Origin of the sequence: Phenylobacterium sp. (assembly GCF_036677185.1) — a bacterium.
Lineage (GTDB): Bacteria > Pseudomonadota > Alphaproteobacteria > Caulobacterales > Caulobacteraceae > Phenylobacterium.
The window spans coordinates 25,814-41,095 of sequence record NZ_JAKFEN010000022.1 but is presented as its reverse complement, the minus strand read 5'-3'; the positions used below and the strand labels follow the sequence as shown (position 1 = coordinate 41,095).

Sequence of the window (15,282 nt, the reverse complement as noted above, 5' to 3'; positions counted from 1 at the left end):
CGGCCTACGGGCGGAGCGGTCGCATTGCTTTGCCGGCCGCCGCGATTCATATGGTGCGGTCTCGAATCGTTCCATTTTCAGGTCTCATGTCCAAGGCCCTCCCCCAAGCTTCCCTGTTCGACGACGCGCTGAACCCCGCGCCCGCCGCTCCGCTGGCCGAAAGCCATGAGCCGCGCGCCGATCCCGCCATCACCGGCGGCTACTCGGCCAAGGACATCGAGGTGCTGGAGGGGCTGGAGCCGGTCCGCAAGCGCCCGGGCATGTATATCGGCGGCACGGACGAGCGCGCCCTGCACCATCTGTTCGCCGAGGTGCTGGACAACGCCATGGACGAGGCCGTCGCCGGCCACGCCAAGATCATCGAGGTCCGGCTGGACGCCGAGGGCCGGCTCACCGTCAAGGACGACGGTCGTGGCATCCCGGTCGATCCGCACCCCAAGCATCCAGGCAAGTCGGCTCTGGAAGTGATCATGACTGTCCTGCACTCGGGCGGGAAGTTCTCCGGCAAGGCCTACGAGACCTCCGGCGGGCTGCACGGGGTCGGGGTCTCGGTGGTCAACGCCCTGTCCGAGCACGTCGAGGTCACCGCCTGGAAGGACGGCTTCGAGTGGCGCCAGGCGTTCAGCCGCGGCAAGCCCCTGGGCCCCATCGAGAAGGGCGCGCCCACCCGCAAGAAGGGTACGGCGATCGCCTTCATCCCCGACGCGACGATCTTCGGCGAGGGCGCCACCTTCAAGCCGGCCCGCCTCTACCGGATGGCGCGGTCGAAAGCCTATCTGTTCGGCGGGGTCGAGATCCGCTGGAGCTGTGATCCCTCCCGCATCCACGACCAGACCCCGGCCGAGGCGACCTTCCGCTTCCCCAACGGCCTGGCCGACTTCCTGGCCGAGCGGGTCAAGGGCATCGAGACCGTGACGCCCGAGCCGTTCGCCGGCCGCATCGAACGCAAGGCCGAGGGTGGCGCTGTGGAATGGGCCCTGGCTTGGACTCCCGCCGGGTTCGGAGAGGCCGACGGCTTCATGCAGTCCTACTGCAACACCGTGCCGACTCCGGAGGGCGGCACCCATGAGGCCGGCCTGCGCGCGGCCCTGGTCCGCGGCCTCAAGGCCTATGCCGAACTCACAGGCGAGAAGCGCGGCGGCATCCTGACGGCCGAGGACGTGGTGGCGCAAGCCGGCGCCCTGATCAGCGTCTTCGTGCGCAATCCCGAGTTCCAGGGCCAGACCAAGGAGCGACTGTCGTCGGCCGACGCCCAGAAGCTGGTCGAGAACGCCCTGCGCGATCCCTTCGACCACTGGCTGACCGCCCAGCCCAAGGTCGCCAGCGCGCTGCTGGAATTCGTCATAGAGCGGGCCGAGGAGCGCCTGAAGCGCCGCCGCGACAAGGAGGTCGCCCGCGCCTCGGCCACCCGCAAGCTGCGCCTGCCGGGCAAGCTGGCCGACTGTTCGGGCCAGGCCACCGACGGCACCGAGATCTTCCTGGTCGAGGGCGACAGCGCCGGCGGCTCGGCCAAGCAGGCCCGTGATCGCCGCACCCAGGCGATCCTACCCCTGCGCGGCAAGATCTTGAACGTGGCCTCGGCGTCGCTCGACAAGATGTTCGCCAACAAGGAGCTCACCGACCTGATGTTGGCGCTCGGCGTCCAGGGCGGGTCGAAGTTCAAGGAAGAGGACCTGCGCTACGAGCGCGTGGTGATCATGACCGACGCCGACGTGGACGGCGCCCACATCGCCTCGCTGCTGATCACCTTCTTCTATCGGACCATGCCCAACCTGATCCGCTCGGGCCGCCTCTATCTGGCCCTGCCCCCGCTCTATCGCCTCAGCCACGGCGGCAAGATCATCTACGCCCGCGACGACGCCCACCGCGAGGAGTTGCTGGCCACCGAGTTCAAGGGCAAGAAACCCGAGATTGGCCGCTTCAAGGGTCTGGGCGAGATGATGCCCGCCCAGCTGAAGGAAACCACCATGGACCCCAAGCGCCGGACCCTGGCGCGGGTCACCCTGCCGCGCGCCGAGGAGGCGGTGGAGGAGCTGGTCGAGGCGCTGATGGGCCGTAAACCGGAGTCGCGTTTCCGCTTCATCCAGGAGAACGCCGAGTTCGTCACCGGCGATCTGGACGTCTAGCCGGGGTCGGCAATGTTCGGCCCCTTGAACCATAAGTGACAGAACGCGTTTGACTTGAAGGCGGCAGACCGTATCTTCCGCCGCGCGCGACGATCGCCGTCCGCGCCGCCGCGGTTTGTGCTCCCCTTCGGGCGGGCCATCCGCCCCACTTGCAATTGAATGACTGAATTTTCCGAACTGGGCCTATCGCCCGCGACTTTGAAGGCCGTGGCCGACACCGGCTACACCACCGCAACACCGATCCAGGCCGAGGCCATCCCCGTCGCCCTGCAGGGTCGCGACGTGCTGGGCATCGCCCAGACGGGCACCGGCAAGACGGCCGCCTTCACCCTGCCGATGATCGACCGCCTGGCCGCCGGGCGTTCGAAGGCGCGCATGCCGCGCGCCCTGGTCATCGCCCCGACCCGCGAACTGGCCGACCAGGTCTCAGCCTCCTTCGAGAAGTACGCCAAGGGCCAGAAGCAGAAGCTCTCCTGGGCCCTGTTGATCGGCGGCGTGTCCTTCGGCGACCAGGAGCTGAAGCTCGACCGCGGGGTCGACGTGCTGATCGCCACCCCCGGCCGCCTGCTCGACCACTTCGAGCGCGGCAAGCTGCTGATGACCGGCGTGCAGATCATGGTGGTCGACGAGGCCGACCGCATGCTGGACATGGGGTTCATCCCCGACATCGAGCGCATCTTCAAGCTGACCCCGGCCAAGAAGCAGACCCTGTTCTTCTCGGCCACCATGCCGCCCGAGATCACCCGGCTCACCAAGCAGTTCCTGAATGATCCCGTGCGGATCGAGGCCACGCGGCCGGCGACCACGGCGGAGACCATCTCCCAATATGTCGTGCGGATCCCGACCTCCGACCCGAAGGCCAAGCGCACCGCCCTGCGGATGCTGATCGGCGCGGACGACGTGCGCAACGGCATCGTCTTCTGCAATCGCAAGTCCGAGGTCGACATCGTCGCCAAGTCGCTGAAGGCCCACGGTCTGGACGCGGCCCCCATCCACGGCGACCTGGACCAGGCCACCCGGATGCGCACCCTGGAGGCCTTCCGCAAGGGTGAGTTGAAGCTGCTCTGCGCCTCGGACGTCGCCGCCCGCGGCCTGGACGTTCCCGACGTCAGCCACGTGTTCAACTATGACGTCCCGCACCACGCCGACGACTATGTGCACCGGATCGGCCGCACCGGCCGGGCCGGCCGCAGCGGCAAGGCCTACATGATCGTCACCCCGGCCGACTCGCAGAACATCGCCAAGGTTCTCAAGCTGATCGGCAAGGATCCCGAGGAAGTCGTGCTGGAAGGCGTCGACTTCGCCGCCATCAAGGACGAGCGCCGCACAGAAGGCCGTGGCGGTCGCGAACGCGGCGGCGGCGGTCGTGAACGTAGCGGTTCGCGTGATCGCGCGCCCCGCGGCGAACAACGCAGCCGCCCTCACGCCCCGCACGGTCAGACGGCGTCCATGGAGCCGATCACCGCCCCGATGGTCGCCCCGGCCACCGAGGAGACTCAGGCCCCGGCGCCCCGCGGCCGCGCGCGCAAGCCGCGGGTTGAGGCTCCGCCGCCCGAGGCCGCCGCCGCCCCGGCGCCGCGCGAGGAGCGGCCTGTGCGCGAGGAACGTCCAGAACGCGCCGAGCGCCCGGCCCGCGCCGAACGCCCGGAGCGGCCTCGCCGCAACGAGCGCGAAGAGCGTCCGCGTCGCGAGGATCGCCCCCGTCGCGACGACCAGGAGGAACGCGGCGTCGTAGGCTTCGGCTCCGACACGCCGGCCTTCCTGATGCGCGCGCCGCCTCGCCTTCCGCCCGCCGACGAATAGTTCGGCGCGACAGCTCAGCCTTAACGCCTCATTCGGCTCTCGGGTCTAAAGTCTCGTTCCAGTTTGGGGAATCTGGCAAAACGCCGATCTCCAGAGTCGGGGAACGGGAAGAATGTCCGCCAATATCGACACCAAGCTACGGGGACCGGGAGCCTACGCCCTGGCGCGCGAAGTTCTGGAAGCGATGGAGGCCCATCAGGTCTGGCCGACCCCGGTCAATTTCGAGCTCTGGACCTACTTCGTGGCCGAGCCCGACAGCGAGCTTGGCCGCGAGATCACCCGCCTGATCTCGGTCGGCGAGGCCTTTACCGACAATCTGGCCGACGAACTGGCCGCCGCCTACCTGCCCAAGGCCAAGCTCACCGAACAGATTCGCGACGCCGGCGACGCGCTCAGCAAGGAGCTGATCTCGGTCAGCCGCGCCATCGAGAGCGCCCAAAAGTCGAGCGAGGCTTACGGTCAGACCCTGGCCAGCGCATCGACCTCGCTCGCCGCCGATCGCGAACCGCAAGAACTCAAGGCCATGGTCGACACCCTGGCCTTGGCGACCAAGCGCGTGCAGCGCGAGAACAAGTCGCTGGAAAAGCGCCTGGCCGAGTCGACCACCGAGGTCGCCCGACTGCGCGAGCACCTTGAGCAGGTCCGTCGCGACGCCACCACTGACGGCCTGACCCAGCTCGCCAACCGCAAGGCCTTCGACGAGGAGCTGGAACGCGCCTGCGCCGAGGCCGACGCCGATGGCCAGACCGTGACCCTGGCGGTCATCGACATCGACCACTTCAAGAACTTCAACGATACCTGGGGCCACCAGACCGGCGACCAGGTGATCCGCTACGTCGCCAGCGTCATCGGCCGCGTCGGCGCCCCGCCGCGCTTCGCCGCCCGCTACGGCGGGGAGGAATTCGCCCTGATCTTCCCGCGCGAGACCGCCGATGTGGCCGCCCTGGTGTTGGAGGAGATCCGCGACGAGGTGTCGTCGCGCATCCTGAAGCGCCGCTCGACCAATGACGATCTGGGCGCCGTGACCGTCTCGGCCGGTGTCGCCCAATTGCGCCGCGGCGAGAGCGCCCACAGCCTGATGGAGCGCTCGGACACCGCCCTCTACGCCTCCAAGCGGTCGGGCCGGAACCTAGTGACCAACGCCGAGATCGTCGCCGACGCCGCCTAGCTCGGATTTCCGCTAGCCTGACGTCAGGGTATGGCCGCTTAGAATGCGCCGACATCGCATTCGGAGGACGCTGTGGCCCATTCCAAGCTCAAGACATCGGTCGATGACGGCATCGGCGTCGTCACCCTCACCGACCCGGCCACCCTGAACGCCGCCGGCCTCGATCTGATGGCCGAGTTGGGCGACGCCTTCAAGGCGATGGCGGCCGACGCCTCGGTGCGCTGCGTGGTCCTGACCGGAGAGGGCCGCGGCTTCTGCTCCGGCGCCAACCTTTCAGGACGCGGCGGCGGCATCGGTGGCGAGACGCCCGATCCGGAAGGCCCCGACGCCGGCTCGGCGCTGGAGAGCGTCTACAACCCCTTCATGAGCTCGATCCGCGACTTCCCGGTCCCCATCGTCACGGCGGTGAACGGGGTGGCGGCCGGGGTCGGCTGTTCCCTGGCCCTGATGGGCGACCTCATCGTGGCCGGCGAGAGCGCCTATTTCATGCAGGCCTTCCGCCGCATCGGCCTGGTGCCGGACGGCGGCTCGACCTACCTCCTGCCCCGTCTGATCGGCAAGGCGCGCGCCATGGAGATGACCCTGCTGGGCGACCGCGTCCCGGCCAAGACCGCCCTGGACTGGGGCCTGATCAACCGCTGCGTCCCCGACGACCAGCTGATGTCCACGGCCATGGAGCTGGCCAAGGCGCTGGCCACCGGCCCCAAGTCGCTGGGCGCCATCCGCAAGCTGATCTGGGAGAGCCTCGACGAGGAATGGGCCGCCCAGCTCCACGCCGAGCGGACCGCCCAGAAGTTCGCCGGACGCACCGAGGACAGCCGCGAGGGCGTCCTGGCCTTCCTGCAGAAGCGCCCCGCCGAGTTCAAGGGCCGTTAGGCGGTCGCCCGCGCGCGGGCCCTGCGCAGCCAGATCGCCTCCGAGGCGGCGACGCCCGCCAGGACCAGCGCCACCGCCGCGCTCAGGAGGGCCGGACTCAGGGTCAGGCTGACCGGCGCCAGGACGGCGAGCGCCGCCAGCCCGCCGATATGCGAGCGCGGGAACGGCGCGGCGGTCGCTCGCCGGAACAGCAGGTCGCCGAACAGGTAGAGCGCCGGCCCGGCCAGCAACACCGCCGCCACCTTGGCCTCCGTCCGCCCATCGGGATGGGCCAGGGCGAGCTCGTCGCCCACCGCGGTGACGACGATCCCGGCCACCAGCGGCAAGTGGACATAGGTGTAGGCCGACACGGCCATGCGGCCTGAATCGGTTGTCGTGACGAAGCTGCGGCTGGCTCGTTCCGCCGCGGTGTCGAAATAGATCCACCACATGGACACGCTGCCCAGGAAGGCGGCCGCGAAGGCGATCATCACGCCTGGCGTGGCCTGAAGTTCGGCCACCGTCTTTCCGGTCACCAGGATGGACTCGCCGAGCGCGATGATGACGAACAGGGCGCAGCGCTCGGCCATGTGCGCGCCTTCGACGTTCCAGTCCGCCGTGGTCGACCGGCCGAGCCATGGGGTCCAGAACCCGATCATGACCACGGCCATGTCGGTCAGGATCGCCATCCCCCAGAAGACCAGGCGGAAGCCATCATGGCTGAGCCCGCCGGCGACCCACAGGACCGCGGTCAGGATCTGCCAGCTGACGACCCGCTGGAAGTTCCGGTAGTTCCCGGGATTGTGACGCCGCAGCGCCCACAGCATGAACAGCGAGCGGCCTGCCTGCATGCAGACATAGGCGACGGCGAACTTCAGGCCGTAGTCCTCGAAGGCGCGCGGCACCGAGATCGAGAGCACCAGGCCCGCCAGCATCAGCGCCAACATCAGCACGCGCACCGGCGTGCGGCCGGGGTCGAGCCAGTTGGTGAACCAGCAGGTGTAGATCCACGCCCACCAGACGGCGAGGAACATCAGGCCGGTCTCCAGCGCGCCGACCAGGCTCAGATGCGCCGCCAGCGCGTGAGAGAGCTGGGTGATCCCGAACACGAAGACCAGGTCGAAGAACAGCTCGATGAAGGTGACGCGGTGATGCTCGTTCGGCCGTCGGACTCGCTGAAGGTCGGCCCTTGACCCGAACATGATTGCCCCCTTTGTCCCTGTGCGCCAAGTCTAGGCTAGCTCGACAACCCCGCGCCACGCCTTTGCAATCGTCGCCTTACATTGTAAGAAATAACCTCCTCACCAACTTGGGAATCCCATGCTCGTCGTCCACCACCTGAACAATTCCCGGTCGCAGCGCGTCCTATGGCTGCTGGAGGAACTGGGCGTGCCCTACGAGATCCAGCACCACCAGCGCGACACCAAGACCATGCTGGCGCCTCCGGAGCTGCGCGCCATCCATCCGCTCGGAAAGTCGCCGGTGATCGTCGACGGCGATGTGGTGCTGGCCGAGACCGGGGCCATCGTCGATTGGATTGTCGAGCGCTACGGAAACGGCCTGCTGGTCCCGCCGGCTGGGACGGCCGAACGCTCGCGCTGGACCTACTGGCTGCACTATGCCGAGGGCTCGGCCATGCCGCCGCTGCTGATGAAGCTGGTGTTCAGCCGCCTGCCGGCCAATGCGCCGGCCTTCCTGCGCCCGCTGGTGAAGAGCATAGCCGCTCGCGCCCAGGCCGGTTTCGTCGATCCCAGCCTCAAGCTGCATTTCGACTATTGGGAGGGCGAACTCGGCAAGTCCGAGTGGTTCGCGGGCAATGAGTTCAGCGCCGCCGACGTGATGATGAGTTTTCCGGTGGAGGCCGCTGCCAACCGCGGGGACGCGCTCAATGGCCGGCCGCGCCTAAAAGCCTTCCTGGAGAAGATCCACGCCCGCCCCGCCTATCGCCGCGCTCTGGAGAAGGGCGGGCCCTACGCCTACGCAGACTAGGCCTCGGGCTCGGCGGCCGGCTGGATGGTGACGCTCTCGCCGCAACCGCAGGCGTCGGTCTCGTTGGGGTTCTTGAACACGAACTTGGCCGAGAGCTTGGTGGCCTCGTAGTCGATCACGGTGCCGATCAGGAACAGGATCGCCTTGGGCTCGATCAGGATGGTGACGCCCTTGTCCTCGACCACCTCGTCGAGCGGCCCGGCGGCCTCGGCATATTCGATGATGTACTCGGAACCCGCACAGCCGCCGTTCTTCACGCCCACCCGTAGACCCGCATAGGGCTTCTCGGCCTTGCCCATGATCTCCTGCACGCGCGCGGCGGCGGCGTCGGTCAGGGTGACCACCTTGGGCCGGGGGCGGCGGGCGCGAGGCGCGGCGGTGAGGTTCAGGTCGGTCATGTCCAGGCCTATATGGGGTCAGAACATGTTCAATTGAAGTTTCGCCTCGTCGGACATCCGCGAGGGGTCCCAGGGCGGGTCGAACACCAGGTCGACCTTCACCTGGCCGATGCCGGGAATTTCCCTGACCGCGTCCTCGACCCAGCCGGGCATCTCGCCGGCCACCGGGCAGCCCGGGGCGGTGAGCGTCATGTCGATGGCGACGTTCTTCTCGTCGGAAACGTCGACCTTGTAGATCAGGCCCAGCTCGTAGATGTCGACCGGGATCTCGGGGTCGAACACCGTTTTCAGCTTCTCGATGAGCTGATCGGTGAGCGCGTCGAGTTCGCCCTGGCTCAAGGGCGTCGTCGAGGTCGGCTCGATGGCGGCGGCGTCATCCATGATCATGCTCAAGCAAAAAAGGCCTGGGTGCGGTTGAGGGCGTCGACGAAAGCGTCGGCCTCCCCTTCCGTATTATATAGGGCGAAGGAGGCGCGCGCCGAGGAGGTGATCCCGAAGCGTTTCATCAGGGGCTCGGCGCAATGGGTTCCGGCGCGGACGGCGACGCCATAGCGGTCGAGGATCTGGGCCACGTCGTGGGCGTGGGCGCCCTCGACGGTGAAGGACAGGATCGCGCCCTTGCCCGGCGCCTCGCCGATCACATTCAGCCAATTTGCGCCGTTCAGGCGTTCGCGAACCCGGTTGTAGAGCCTGGCCTCATGGGCGGCGATGGCCTCGCGGTCCAGGCCGTTCAGCCACTCGATGGCCGCCCCCAGGCCGATGGCTTCCAGGATCGGCGGCGTGCCGGCTTCGAAGCGGTGCGGTGGCTCGGCGTAGGTGATCCTGTCGAGGCTGACCTCGCCGATCATCTCGCCGCCGCCTTGATAGGGGCGCAGGGCGGCGAGTTCGGCGGCCTTGCCGTAGAGGATGCCGATGCCGGTGGGGCCATACAGTTTGTGGCCGGAGAAAACATAGAAATCGACATCTAGGGCCTTCACGTCCACCACCTGGTGGACGATGGCCTGGCAGCCGTCCAGCAGCACCTTGGCGCCGGCCGCGTGGGCCTGGGCGATCACCTCGGCCACCGGATTGATGGTTCCCAGCACATTGGACATGTGGGTGAGCGCCACGATCTTGGTCTTCTTATTGAGCAGCCCTGGCAGGGCCTCCAGGTCCAGGCGACCGTCATCCAGGACGGGGATGAACTTCAACACCACCCCCTGGCGTTCGCGCAGGAAATGCCACGGCACGATATTGGCGTGGTGCTCCATCTCGCTGAGCAGGATCTCGTCGCCGGCCTTGAGCGTCGCGCCCAGGCTCGAGGCCACCAGATTGATCGCCTCGGTGCCGCCCTTGGTGAAGACCACCTCGCCCAGCTCGGCGTTGATGAAGCTCGCCACGGACTTTCGAGCGGCCTCGTAAGCGTCGGTGGTCTCGTTGGCCAGGGTGTGCAGGCCACGGTGCACGTTAGAATAGGAGCCTTCCATCGCCCGGCTCATGGCCGAGATCACCGCTCGGGGCTTCTGGGCGGAGGCTGCGTTGTCCAGATAGACCAGCGGCCTGCCGTTGACCTGGCGGGTCAGGATCGGGAACTCGCGGCGAACCTGTTCGACGTCGAAGGTCATGGCGCCACCTTCAGCCTGTCGGCGGCCCAGGCGTGGGCGACCTCGCGGGCGCCCTCGTGCTCGATCCGCTCGACCACCTCACCGACGAAGGCCTCGATCAGCATGGCCCGCGCGGTCTCCCGCGGCATGCCGCGCTGCATGGCGTAGAACAGGGCCTGCTCGTCCAAGGCCCCGATGGTGTTGCCGTGGGCGCACTGCACATCGTCGGCGAAGATCAGCAGCTCCGGCTTGGCGTCGACTTCGGCCTTGTCCGACAGGATCAGCGCATTGTGGGCCATCCGCGCGTCGGTGCGGTCGGCGCCCGGCGCCACCCGGATCCGCCCCTGGAACACGCCGCGCGACTGGTCGCGGACCACGCCCTTGGTGAGCTGGACGGTGGTTCCGTCGACGCCCTGGTGCTCGACCACTGTGGTCAGGTCCGCATGGCGCTTGTCGGCCAGCAGATAGGTGCTGTCGAGGCGCAGGCTGGCGCCGGCGCCCGGATGGTTCACCCGGGTCTCGATCCGCTGGCGACGCGCGCCGTCGGTGAGCACGGTCTGGACGAAGCTTGCGCCGGCGCCCAGCGCCACCTCGGCCTGGGAGACGCTGACGCCCTCGGCGCCGTCGGCGGCCAGGACAATGCGTTCCAGGCGCGAATTGGCGCCCACCGTGATGGTCAGATCATGGTTGGCGACATAGTCGGCGCCGTCGCCCTCATAGCTCTCGAGCAGAACCAGATGCGCGCCGTCGGCGACCTCGATCCTGGCGCTGGCCGCGTGCGAGCCGCCGCCGAGCGCGGCGAAATGCAGAGCCACCACATAGGGTTGGGCCGAGGAGCTGCGGATGACCACCGGGTCGCTGGCGTTGACCACATGGATCGGCAGGTTGGCGAGCGCCGCGAACGGCCCGGCCGGGGCCTCGCCCTCGAAGGCTGGCGACGGCTCGGGCAGGACCCGCAGCAGGCCGCGCAGGTCGGTCCACTTCCAGTCCTCGTCGCGCTTGGACGGAAGCTGGGCGACGTCACGGGTCGTAAGGGCGGTCGCCAGGCTCACGCGGCCCTCGCATACTTGTCGTAGCCCTCGCGCTCCAGTTCATGGGCGAGGTTGGGACCGCCGGAGGCGGCGATCCGGCCGCCGGCCAGGACGTGGACGCGATCGGGTTTGATGTAATCCAGTAGGCGCTGATAGTGGGTGATCACCAGCATGGCGCGATCGGGTGAACGCATGGCGTTCACCCCGTCGGCGACGATCTTCAGGGCGTCGATATCGAGGCCGGAATCGGTCTCGTCGAGAATGAGGAAGCGCGGCGAAAGCATCGCCATTTGAAAGATTTCCATCCGCTTCTTCTCACCACCGGAGAAGCCGACATTGAGCGCGCGCTTCAGCATCTCGAAGTCGATCTTCAGCGAGGCGGCGGTGGTCCGCGCCAGCTTCAGGAACTCCGGCGCTGCGACCTCGGGCTCGCCGCGGGCCTTGCGCTGGGCGTTCATGGCCGTGCGGATGAAGGTCAGGGCCGGCACGCCGGGGATCTCCAGCGGATACTGGAAGGACAGGAAGACGCCGCGCGCGGCCCGCTCGCTGGGGTCCAGCGCCAACAGGTCCTCGCCGTCCAGGGTGGCGGTCCCCTGGGTGACCTCATAGCCCTCGCGGCCGGTCAGGACGTAGGACAGGGTCGACTTGCCGGCCCCGTTCGGTCCCATGATGGCGTGCACTTCGCCGGCCGGAACGTCGAGGCTGACGCCTTTCAGGATCGGCTTGTCGTCGACGCTGGCGTGGAGGTTCTCGATTTTCAGCATCAGACGGTCTCGTCGGCCAGGTACTGGGCCATCACGTCGAGGGCCTCCTCGATCGTCTGAACCATCTGCTGCTTGCGCGGAGCGGCGGTGGAGGTGGAGGCTGACCGCTTGTCGGCCGAGCGCACCATGGCGGTCCCGGCCTCGAAATAGGCGTCGATCAGATAGTCCTCGTGGTTGAGGCTCACCGTGTAGCGGCGGCGGTCCAGGGTCAGGCCCTTCTCGCGCAGGAAGCCGATGTCGGCGGCCAGGGCGTCGTGCAGCTGCTCGGCGCGGGCCAGGTCCTCTTCCTGCTGCCGGCGTTCGGCCTCCTCACGCTCGTGACGGGCGGCGTCGCGGCGGGCGTGTTCGGCTTCGAAGGCGCGGCGGAAGGACATGCTGAGGTTCTCAAGGGTTGCGAGGGTCATCCGACGGACCCTTCAAGGGAAATGGCGACGAGCTTCTGGGCTTCCACGGCGAACTCCATGGGCAGCTCCTGAAGCACTTCCTTGACGAAGCCGTTGACCAGCAACTGAACGGCCTCCTCCTGGGAGAGCCCGCGCTGCATGGCGTAGAACAGCTGGTCTTCGGAGAGCTTGGTGGTGGTGGCCTCGTGTTCGAAGACGCACTGGCCGTTGCGCGCCTCGACATAGGGCACGGTGTGGGCGGCGCATTCCTTGCCGATCAGCAGGGAGTCGCACTGGGTGAAGTTGCGCGCGCCCTTGGCCTTGGGGTGGGCCGAGACCAGGCCCCGATAGGTGTTGGAAGACCGGCCCGCCGAGATGCCCTTGGAGATGATCCGCGAACGGGTCCCTTCCCCCAGGTGGATCATCTTGGTCCCGGTGTCGGCCTGCTGGCGGCCGTTGGTGATGGCGATGGAATAGAACTCGCCGACGCTGTCCTTCCCGCGCAGGATGCAGGACGGGTACTTCCAGGTGATGGCCGAGCCGGTCTCGACCTGGGTCCAGGAGACCTTGGAGCGGTCGCCGCGGCAGTCGGCGCGCTTGGTGACGAAGTTGTAGATGCCGCCCTTCCCGGTCTCCGGATCACCCGGATACCAGTTCTGGACCGTGGAATATTTGATCTCGGCGTCGTCCAGGGCGATCAGCTCGACCACCGCGGCGTGGAGCTGGTTCTCGTCGCGCATGGGGGCGGTGCAGCCCTCCAGGTACGAGACGTAGGAGCCCTTGTCGGCGATGATCAAGGTGCGTTCGAACTGGCCGCTGTTCTCGGCATTGATGCGGAAATAGGTGGAGAGCTCCATCGGGCAGCGCACGCCCGGGGGCACATAGACGAAGCTGCCGTCGGAGAAGACCGCGGCGTTCAGGCAGGCATAGTAGTTGTCCGAAACCGGCACCACCGAGCCCAGGTACTGCTTTACCAGCTCGGGATGCTCGCGGATCGCCTCGCTCATGGAACAGAAGATCACCCCGACCTGGGCCAGTTCCTTCTTGAAGGTGGTGACCACGGAGACACTGTCGAACACCGCGTCGACGGCGTATTTCGGCGCGCCCACGACGCCCGCCAGCACCTCCTGCTCGCGCAGCGGGATGCCCAGCTTGGCGTAGGTGGCCAGGATGTCAGGGTCGACCTCGTCGAGGCTCTTGGGACCCGTCTTCTCCTTGGGCGCGGCGTAGTAGTAGCTGTCCTGGTAGTCGATCCGCGGGAAGGCGACCTTGGCCCACTGCGGCTCGTCCATGGCCAGCCAGCGCTCATAGGCGTCCAGGCGCCAGTCGAGCATCCACTGGGGCTCGTCCTTCTTGGCCGAGATGAAGCGCACGATGTCGGGGGACAGGCCCTTCGGGGCGAAGTCCTGCTCAATGTCGGTGACGAAGCCGTGCTTATACTTCTCGAGGCTTTCGACGTGTTCGACGGTCTGTTTGACGGCGGCCATACGCTTACCTCCTCACGCCGCCGGCGCGCGACGCGCGGCGTGACGGATTTCACTCCAGGCGTCCACGAAGGCCGCCCAATCGCTTTCAGTCGTGCCCCAGCCGCCCGAGACGCGGATGGCGCACTCGGCCAGTTCGCCCAGACCCATGGCCGACAGCACATGGCTGGCCTTCACCTTGCCCGACGAACAGGCCGAGCCGGCGCTGACCATGAAGCCGGCCAGGTCGAGCTTCATCACCTGCAGGTCCGAGGTGTGGCCCGGGGTGGCGACGCAGAGGGTGTTGGGCAGGCGCGGCGAGGCTTCGGCGATCACCACCGCGCCCAGGGCCTTCAGCCGCTCAGCCGCGGCGTCGCGCATTGGGGCCTGGTCGTTCACATCGCGCAGGGCGGCCATGGCCGCGGCGCCGAAGCCCGCTATGCCGGGCACGTTCTCGGTGCCAGCCCGGCGTCCTCGCTCCTGCCCGCCGCCGTGCTGGCGGCGCACCAGGGTGGCGCGTGGGCCGAAGGTCAGGGCGCCCACGCCTTGCGGCCCGCCCAGCTTGTGGGCCGAGGTCGAGAGGGTGTCGGCGCCCAGGACGCGGCTGTCGGTGGGGATCTTGCCGGCCGCCTGGATGGCGTCGACATGCAACCAGCCCTCGGCGGCGCGGACGATCTCGGAGGCCTCGCGGACCGGCTGGATCACTCCGGTCTCGTTATTGGCCAGCATCAGGGCCACGAAAGGTCGGCCGTCGGCGGCGTCCCAGCGCGACAGCCGCTCGGCGAGCCACGCCAGGTCGGCCAGGCCGTCGGGGCCGACGGGCAGGATCTCGACCGCCGCGCCGCTGGCCTTGGCGGTCTCCAGCACGCTGTCGTGTTCGATGGCGCTGACGATCAGGCGCTTCGAGCCGGTGGCCACGGCGCTATCGACGGCCAGAGCATTGGCCTCGGTGCCGCCGGAGGTGAAGACCACGGTCGAGGCGGGTCCGCCGATCAGGGCGGCGATCTCGGTGCGAGCCTGCTCCACCAGGGCGCGGGCCGCGCGGCCGGCCGCATGGATCGAGGACGGGTTGCCGCCCAGGGCGTAGGCGCGGGTCACGGCCTCCAGCGCTTCCGGGCGCAGAGGGGCGGTGGCGTTGTAGTCCAGATAGACCCTGGTCATGCGGCCTCCGGCTGGGACGTTCCCAGACGTCCCGTGACCACGTCGGCCAGGGAGACCGAGGCCAGGTAGGCCTCGAGCTGGCGGCCCATTTCCTCCCAGAGGTCGTGGGTGAGGCAACGTTCGCCCTTCAGCATGCAGCCCTTGCCCTGCGCGTTGCAGCGGGTGGCGCGCAGGGGTTCGTCCACGGCCAGCACGATATCGGCGATATTGGTGTCCTCGGCCGTGCGCGCCAGCCGGTAGCCGCCGCCGGGACCCCGCAGGCTGCGCACCAGGCCGCGTCGGCGCAGGCGGGCGAAAAGTTGTTCCAGATAGGAGAGCGAGATCTGCTGGCGAGCAGCGATTTCGGACAGGGCCACGGCGCGGTCGCCCTCGCCCAGCGCGCCCTGGCGACGCGCAAGGTCGGCCATGGCCATCACCGCATATCGTCCCTTGGTCGAGAGGCGCATGTCGCTCCTGCTGGCCCGCACGATTTTTCGAGCATTTCGCGCGGCCCCTATGTTACAGGCCCCGCCTTGCAGCGAGACTTGTCGCCGGTATGGGCCGACGGTCGCGACTTAG

The 15,282-nt window shown here is 68.0% G+C and carries 15 protein-coding genes; 5 read left to right on the top strand and 10 right to left on the bottom strand.

Going from position 1 to position 15,282, the window contains the following annotated elements:
- The first annotated feature begins 86 nt into the window (after positions 1 to 86).
- The 4 genes from parE (at position 87) to V6M51_RS13530 (ending at position 5,973) form a co-directional block, all read left to right on the top strand.
- Complete coding sequence (parE, locus tag V6M51_RS13545; RefSeq protein ID WP_332767966.1) at positions 87 to 2,126, top strand: DNA topoisomerase IV subunit B; 2,040 nt, start codon at positions 87 to 89, stop codon at positions 2,124 to 2,126.
- A gap of 159 nt (positions 2,127 to 2,285) precedes the next feature.
- Positions 2,286 to 3,929, top strand: a complete 1,644-nt coding sequence (locus tag V6M51_RS13540) for a DEAD/DEAH box helicase (RefSeq protein WP_332767964.1) — start codon at positions 2,286 to 2,288, stop codon at positions 3,927 to 3,929.
- 112 nt (positions 3,930 to 4,041) lie between these two features.
- On the top strand, positions 4,042 to 5,097 hold the full coding sequence (locus tag V6M51_RS13535; RefSeq protein WP_332767963.1) for a GGDEF domain-containing protein: 1,056 nt from the start codon (positions 4,042 to 4,044) through the stop codon (positions 5,095 to 5,097).
- 72 nt (positions 5,098 to 5,169) lie between these two features.
- On the top strand, positions 5,170 to 5,973 hold the full coding sequence (locus V6M51_RS13530) for an enoyl-CoA hydratase/isomerase (protein WP_332767961.1): 804 nt from the start codon (positions 5,170 to 5,172) through the stop codon (positions 5,971 to 5,973).
- Here V6M51_RS13530 and V6M51_RS13525 read toward each other — a convergent pair.
- The gene (locus V6M51_RS13525) at positions 5,970 to 7,154 is read right to left on the bottom strand and encodes a low temperature requirement protein A (protein WP_332767959.1); all 1,185 of its coding nucleotides are present in this window, start codon (positions 7,152 to 7,154) and stop codon (positions 5,970 to 5,972) included. The genes V6M51_RS13530 and V6M51_RS13525 overlap by 4 nt on opposite strands.
- A gap of 118 nt (positions 7,155 to 7,272) precedes the next feature.
- Here V6M51_RS13525 and V6M51_RS13520 point away from each other — a divergent pair, with 118 nt between their 5' ends.
- Entirely contained in the window at positions 7,273 to 7,941 is a 669-nt protein-coding gene (locus V6M51_RS13520; protein WP_332767957.1) for a glutathione S-transferase, read from the top strand.
- Here the strand turns inward: V6M51_RS13520 and V6M51_RS13515 are convergent.
- From V6M51_RS13515 to V6M51_RS13475, 9 genes are read right to left on the bottom strand one after another with little or no spacing between them, the layout of a single operon-like run.
- Positions 7,938 to 8,339, bottom strand: a complete 402-nt coding sequence (locus V6M51_RS13515; RefSeq protein ID WP_332767955.1) for a HesB/IscA family protein — start codon at positions 8,337 to 8,339, stop codon at positions 7,938 to 7,940. The two genes, V6M51_RS13520 and V6M51_RS13515, sit on opposite strands and share 4 nt — an antisense overlap.
- An 18-nt stretch (positions 8,340 to 8,357) precedes the next feature.
- Positions 8,358 to 8,720 carry an SUF system Fe-S cluster assembly protein gene (locus tag V6M51_RS13510; protein WP_305585036.1) on the bottom strand — a complete coding sequence of 121 codons (363 nt, stop codon included), beginning with the start codon at positions 8,718 to 8,720 and terminating at the stop codon, positions 8,358 to 8,360.
- An 8-nt stretch (positions 8,721 to 8,728) separates the two neighbouring features.
- Positions 8,729 to 9,943 carry a cysteine desulfurase gene (locus V6M51_RS13505; RefSeq protein ID WP_332767954.1) on the bottom strand — a complete coding sequence of 405 codons (1,215 nt, stop codon included), beginning with the start codon at positions 9,941 to 9,943 and terminating at the stop codon, positions 8,729 to 8,731.
- Positions 9,940 to 10,974: a Fe-S cluster assembly protein SufD gene (sufD, locus tag V6M51_RS13500; RefSeq protein ID WP_332767953.1), complete on the bottom strand. Its 1,035-nt coding sequence runs from the start codon at positions 10,972 to 10,974 to the stop codon at positions 9,940 to 9,942. Before sufD ends, V6M51_RS13505 begins: the two co-directional genes overlap by 4 nt.
- On the bottom strand, positions 10,971 to 11,717 hold the full coding sequence (sufC, locus tag V6M51_RS13495) for a Fe-S cluster assembly ATPase SufC (RefSeq protein ID WP_332767952.1): 747 nt from the start codon (positions 11,715 to 11,717) through the stop codon (positions 10,971 to 10,973). The genes sufD and sufC overlap by 4 nt, the downstream gene beginning before the upstream one ends.
- Positions 11,717 to 12,121 carry a hypothetical protein gene (locus V6M51_RS13490; protein ID WP_305585029.1) on the bottom strand — a complete coding sequence of 135 codons (405 nt, stop codon included), beginning with the start codon at positions 12,119 to 12,121 and terminating at the stop codon, positions 11,717 to 11,719. The genes sufC and V6M51_RS13490 overlap by 1 nt, the downstream gene beginning before the upstream one ends.
- Positions 12,118 to 13,587: a Fe-S cluster assembly protein SufB gene (sufB, locus tag V6M51_RS13485; protein WP_332767948.1), complete on the bottom strand. Its 1,470-nt coding sequence runs from the start codon at positions 13,585 to 13,587 to the stop codon at positions 12,118 to 12,120. Before sufB ends, V6M51_RS13490 begins: the two co-directional genes overlap by 4 nt.
- A gap of 12 nt (positions 13,588 to 13,599) precedes the next feature.
- Positions 13,600 to 14,724, bottom strand: a complete 1,125-nt coding sequence (locus V6M51_RS13480; RefSeq protein WP_332767947.1) for a cysteine desulfurase family protein — start codon at positions 14,722 to 14,724, stop codon at positions 13,600 to 13,602.
- A complete protein-coding gene (locus V6M51_RS13475) occupies positions 14,721 to 15,170 on the bottom strand; it encodes an Rrf2 family transcriptional regulator (RefSeq protein ID WP_332767945.1) in 450 nt (149 codons plus the stop codon). The genes V6M51_RS13480 and V6M51_RS13475 overlap by 4 nt, the downstream gene beginning before the upstream one ends.
- Positions 15,171 to 15,282 lie beyond the last annotated feature (112 nt).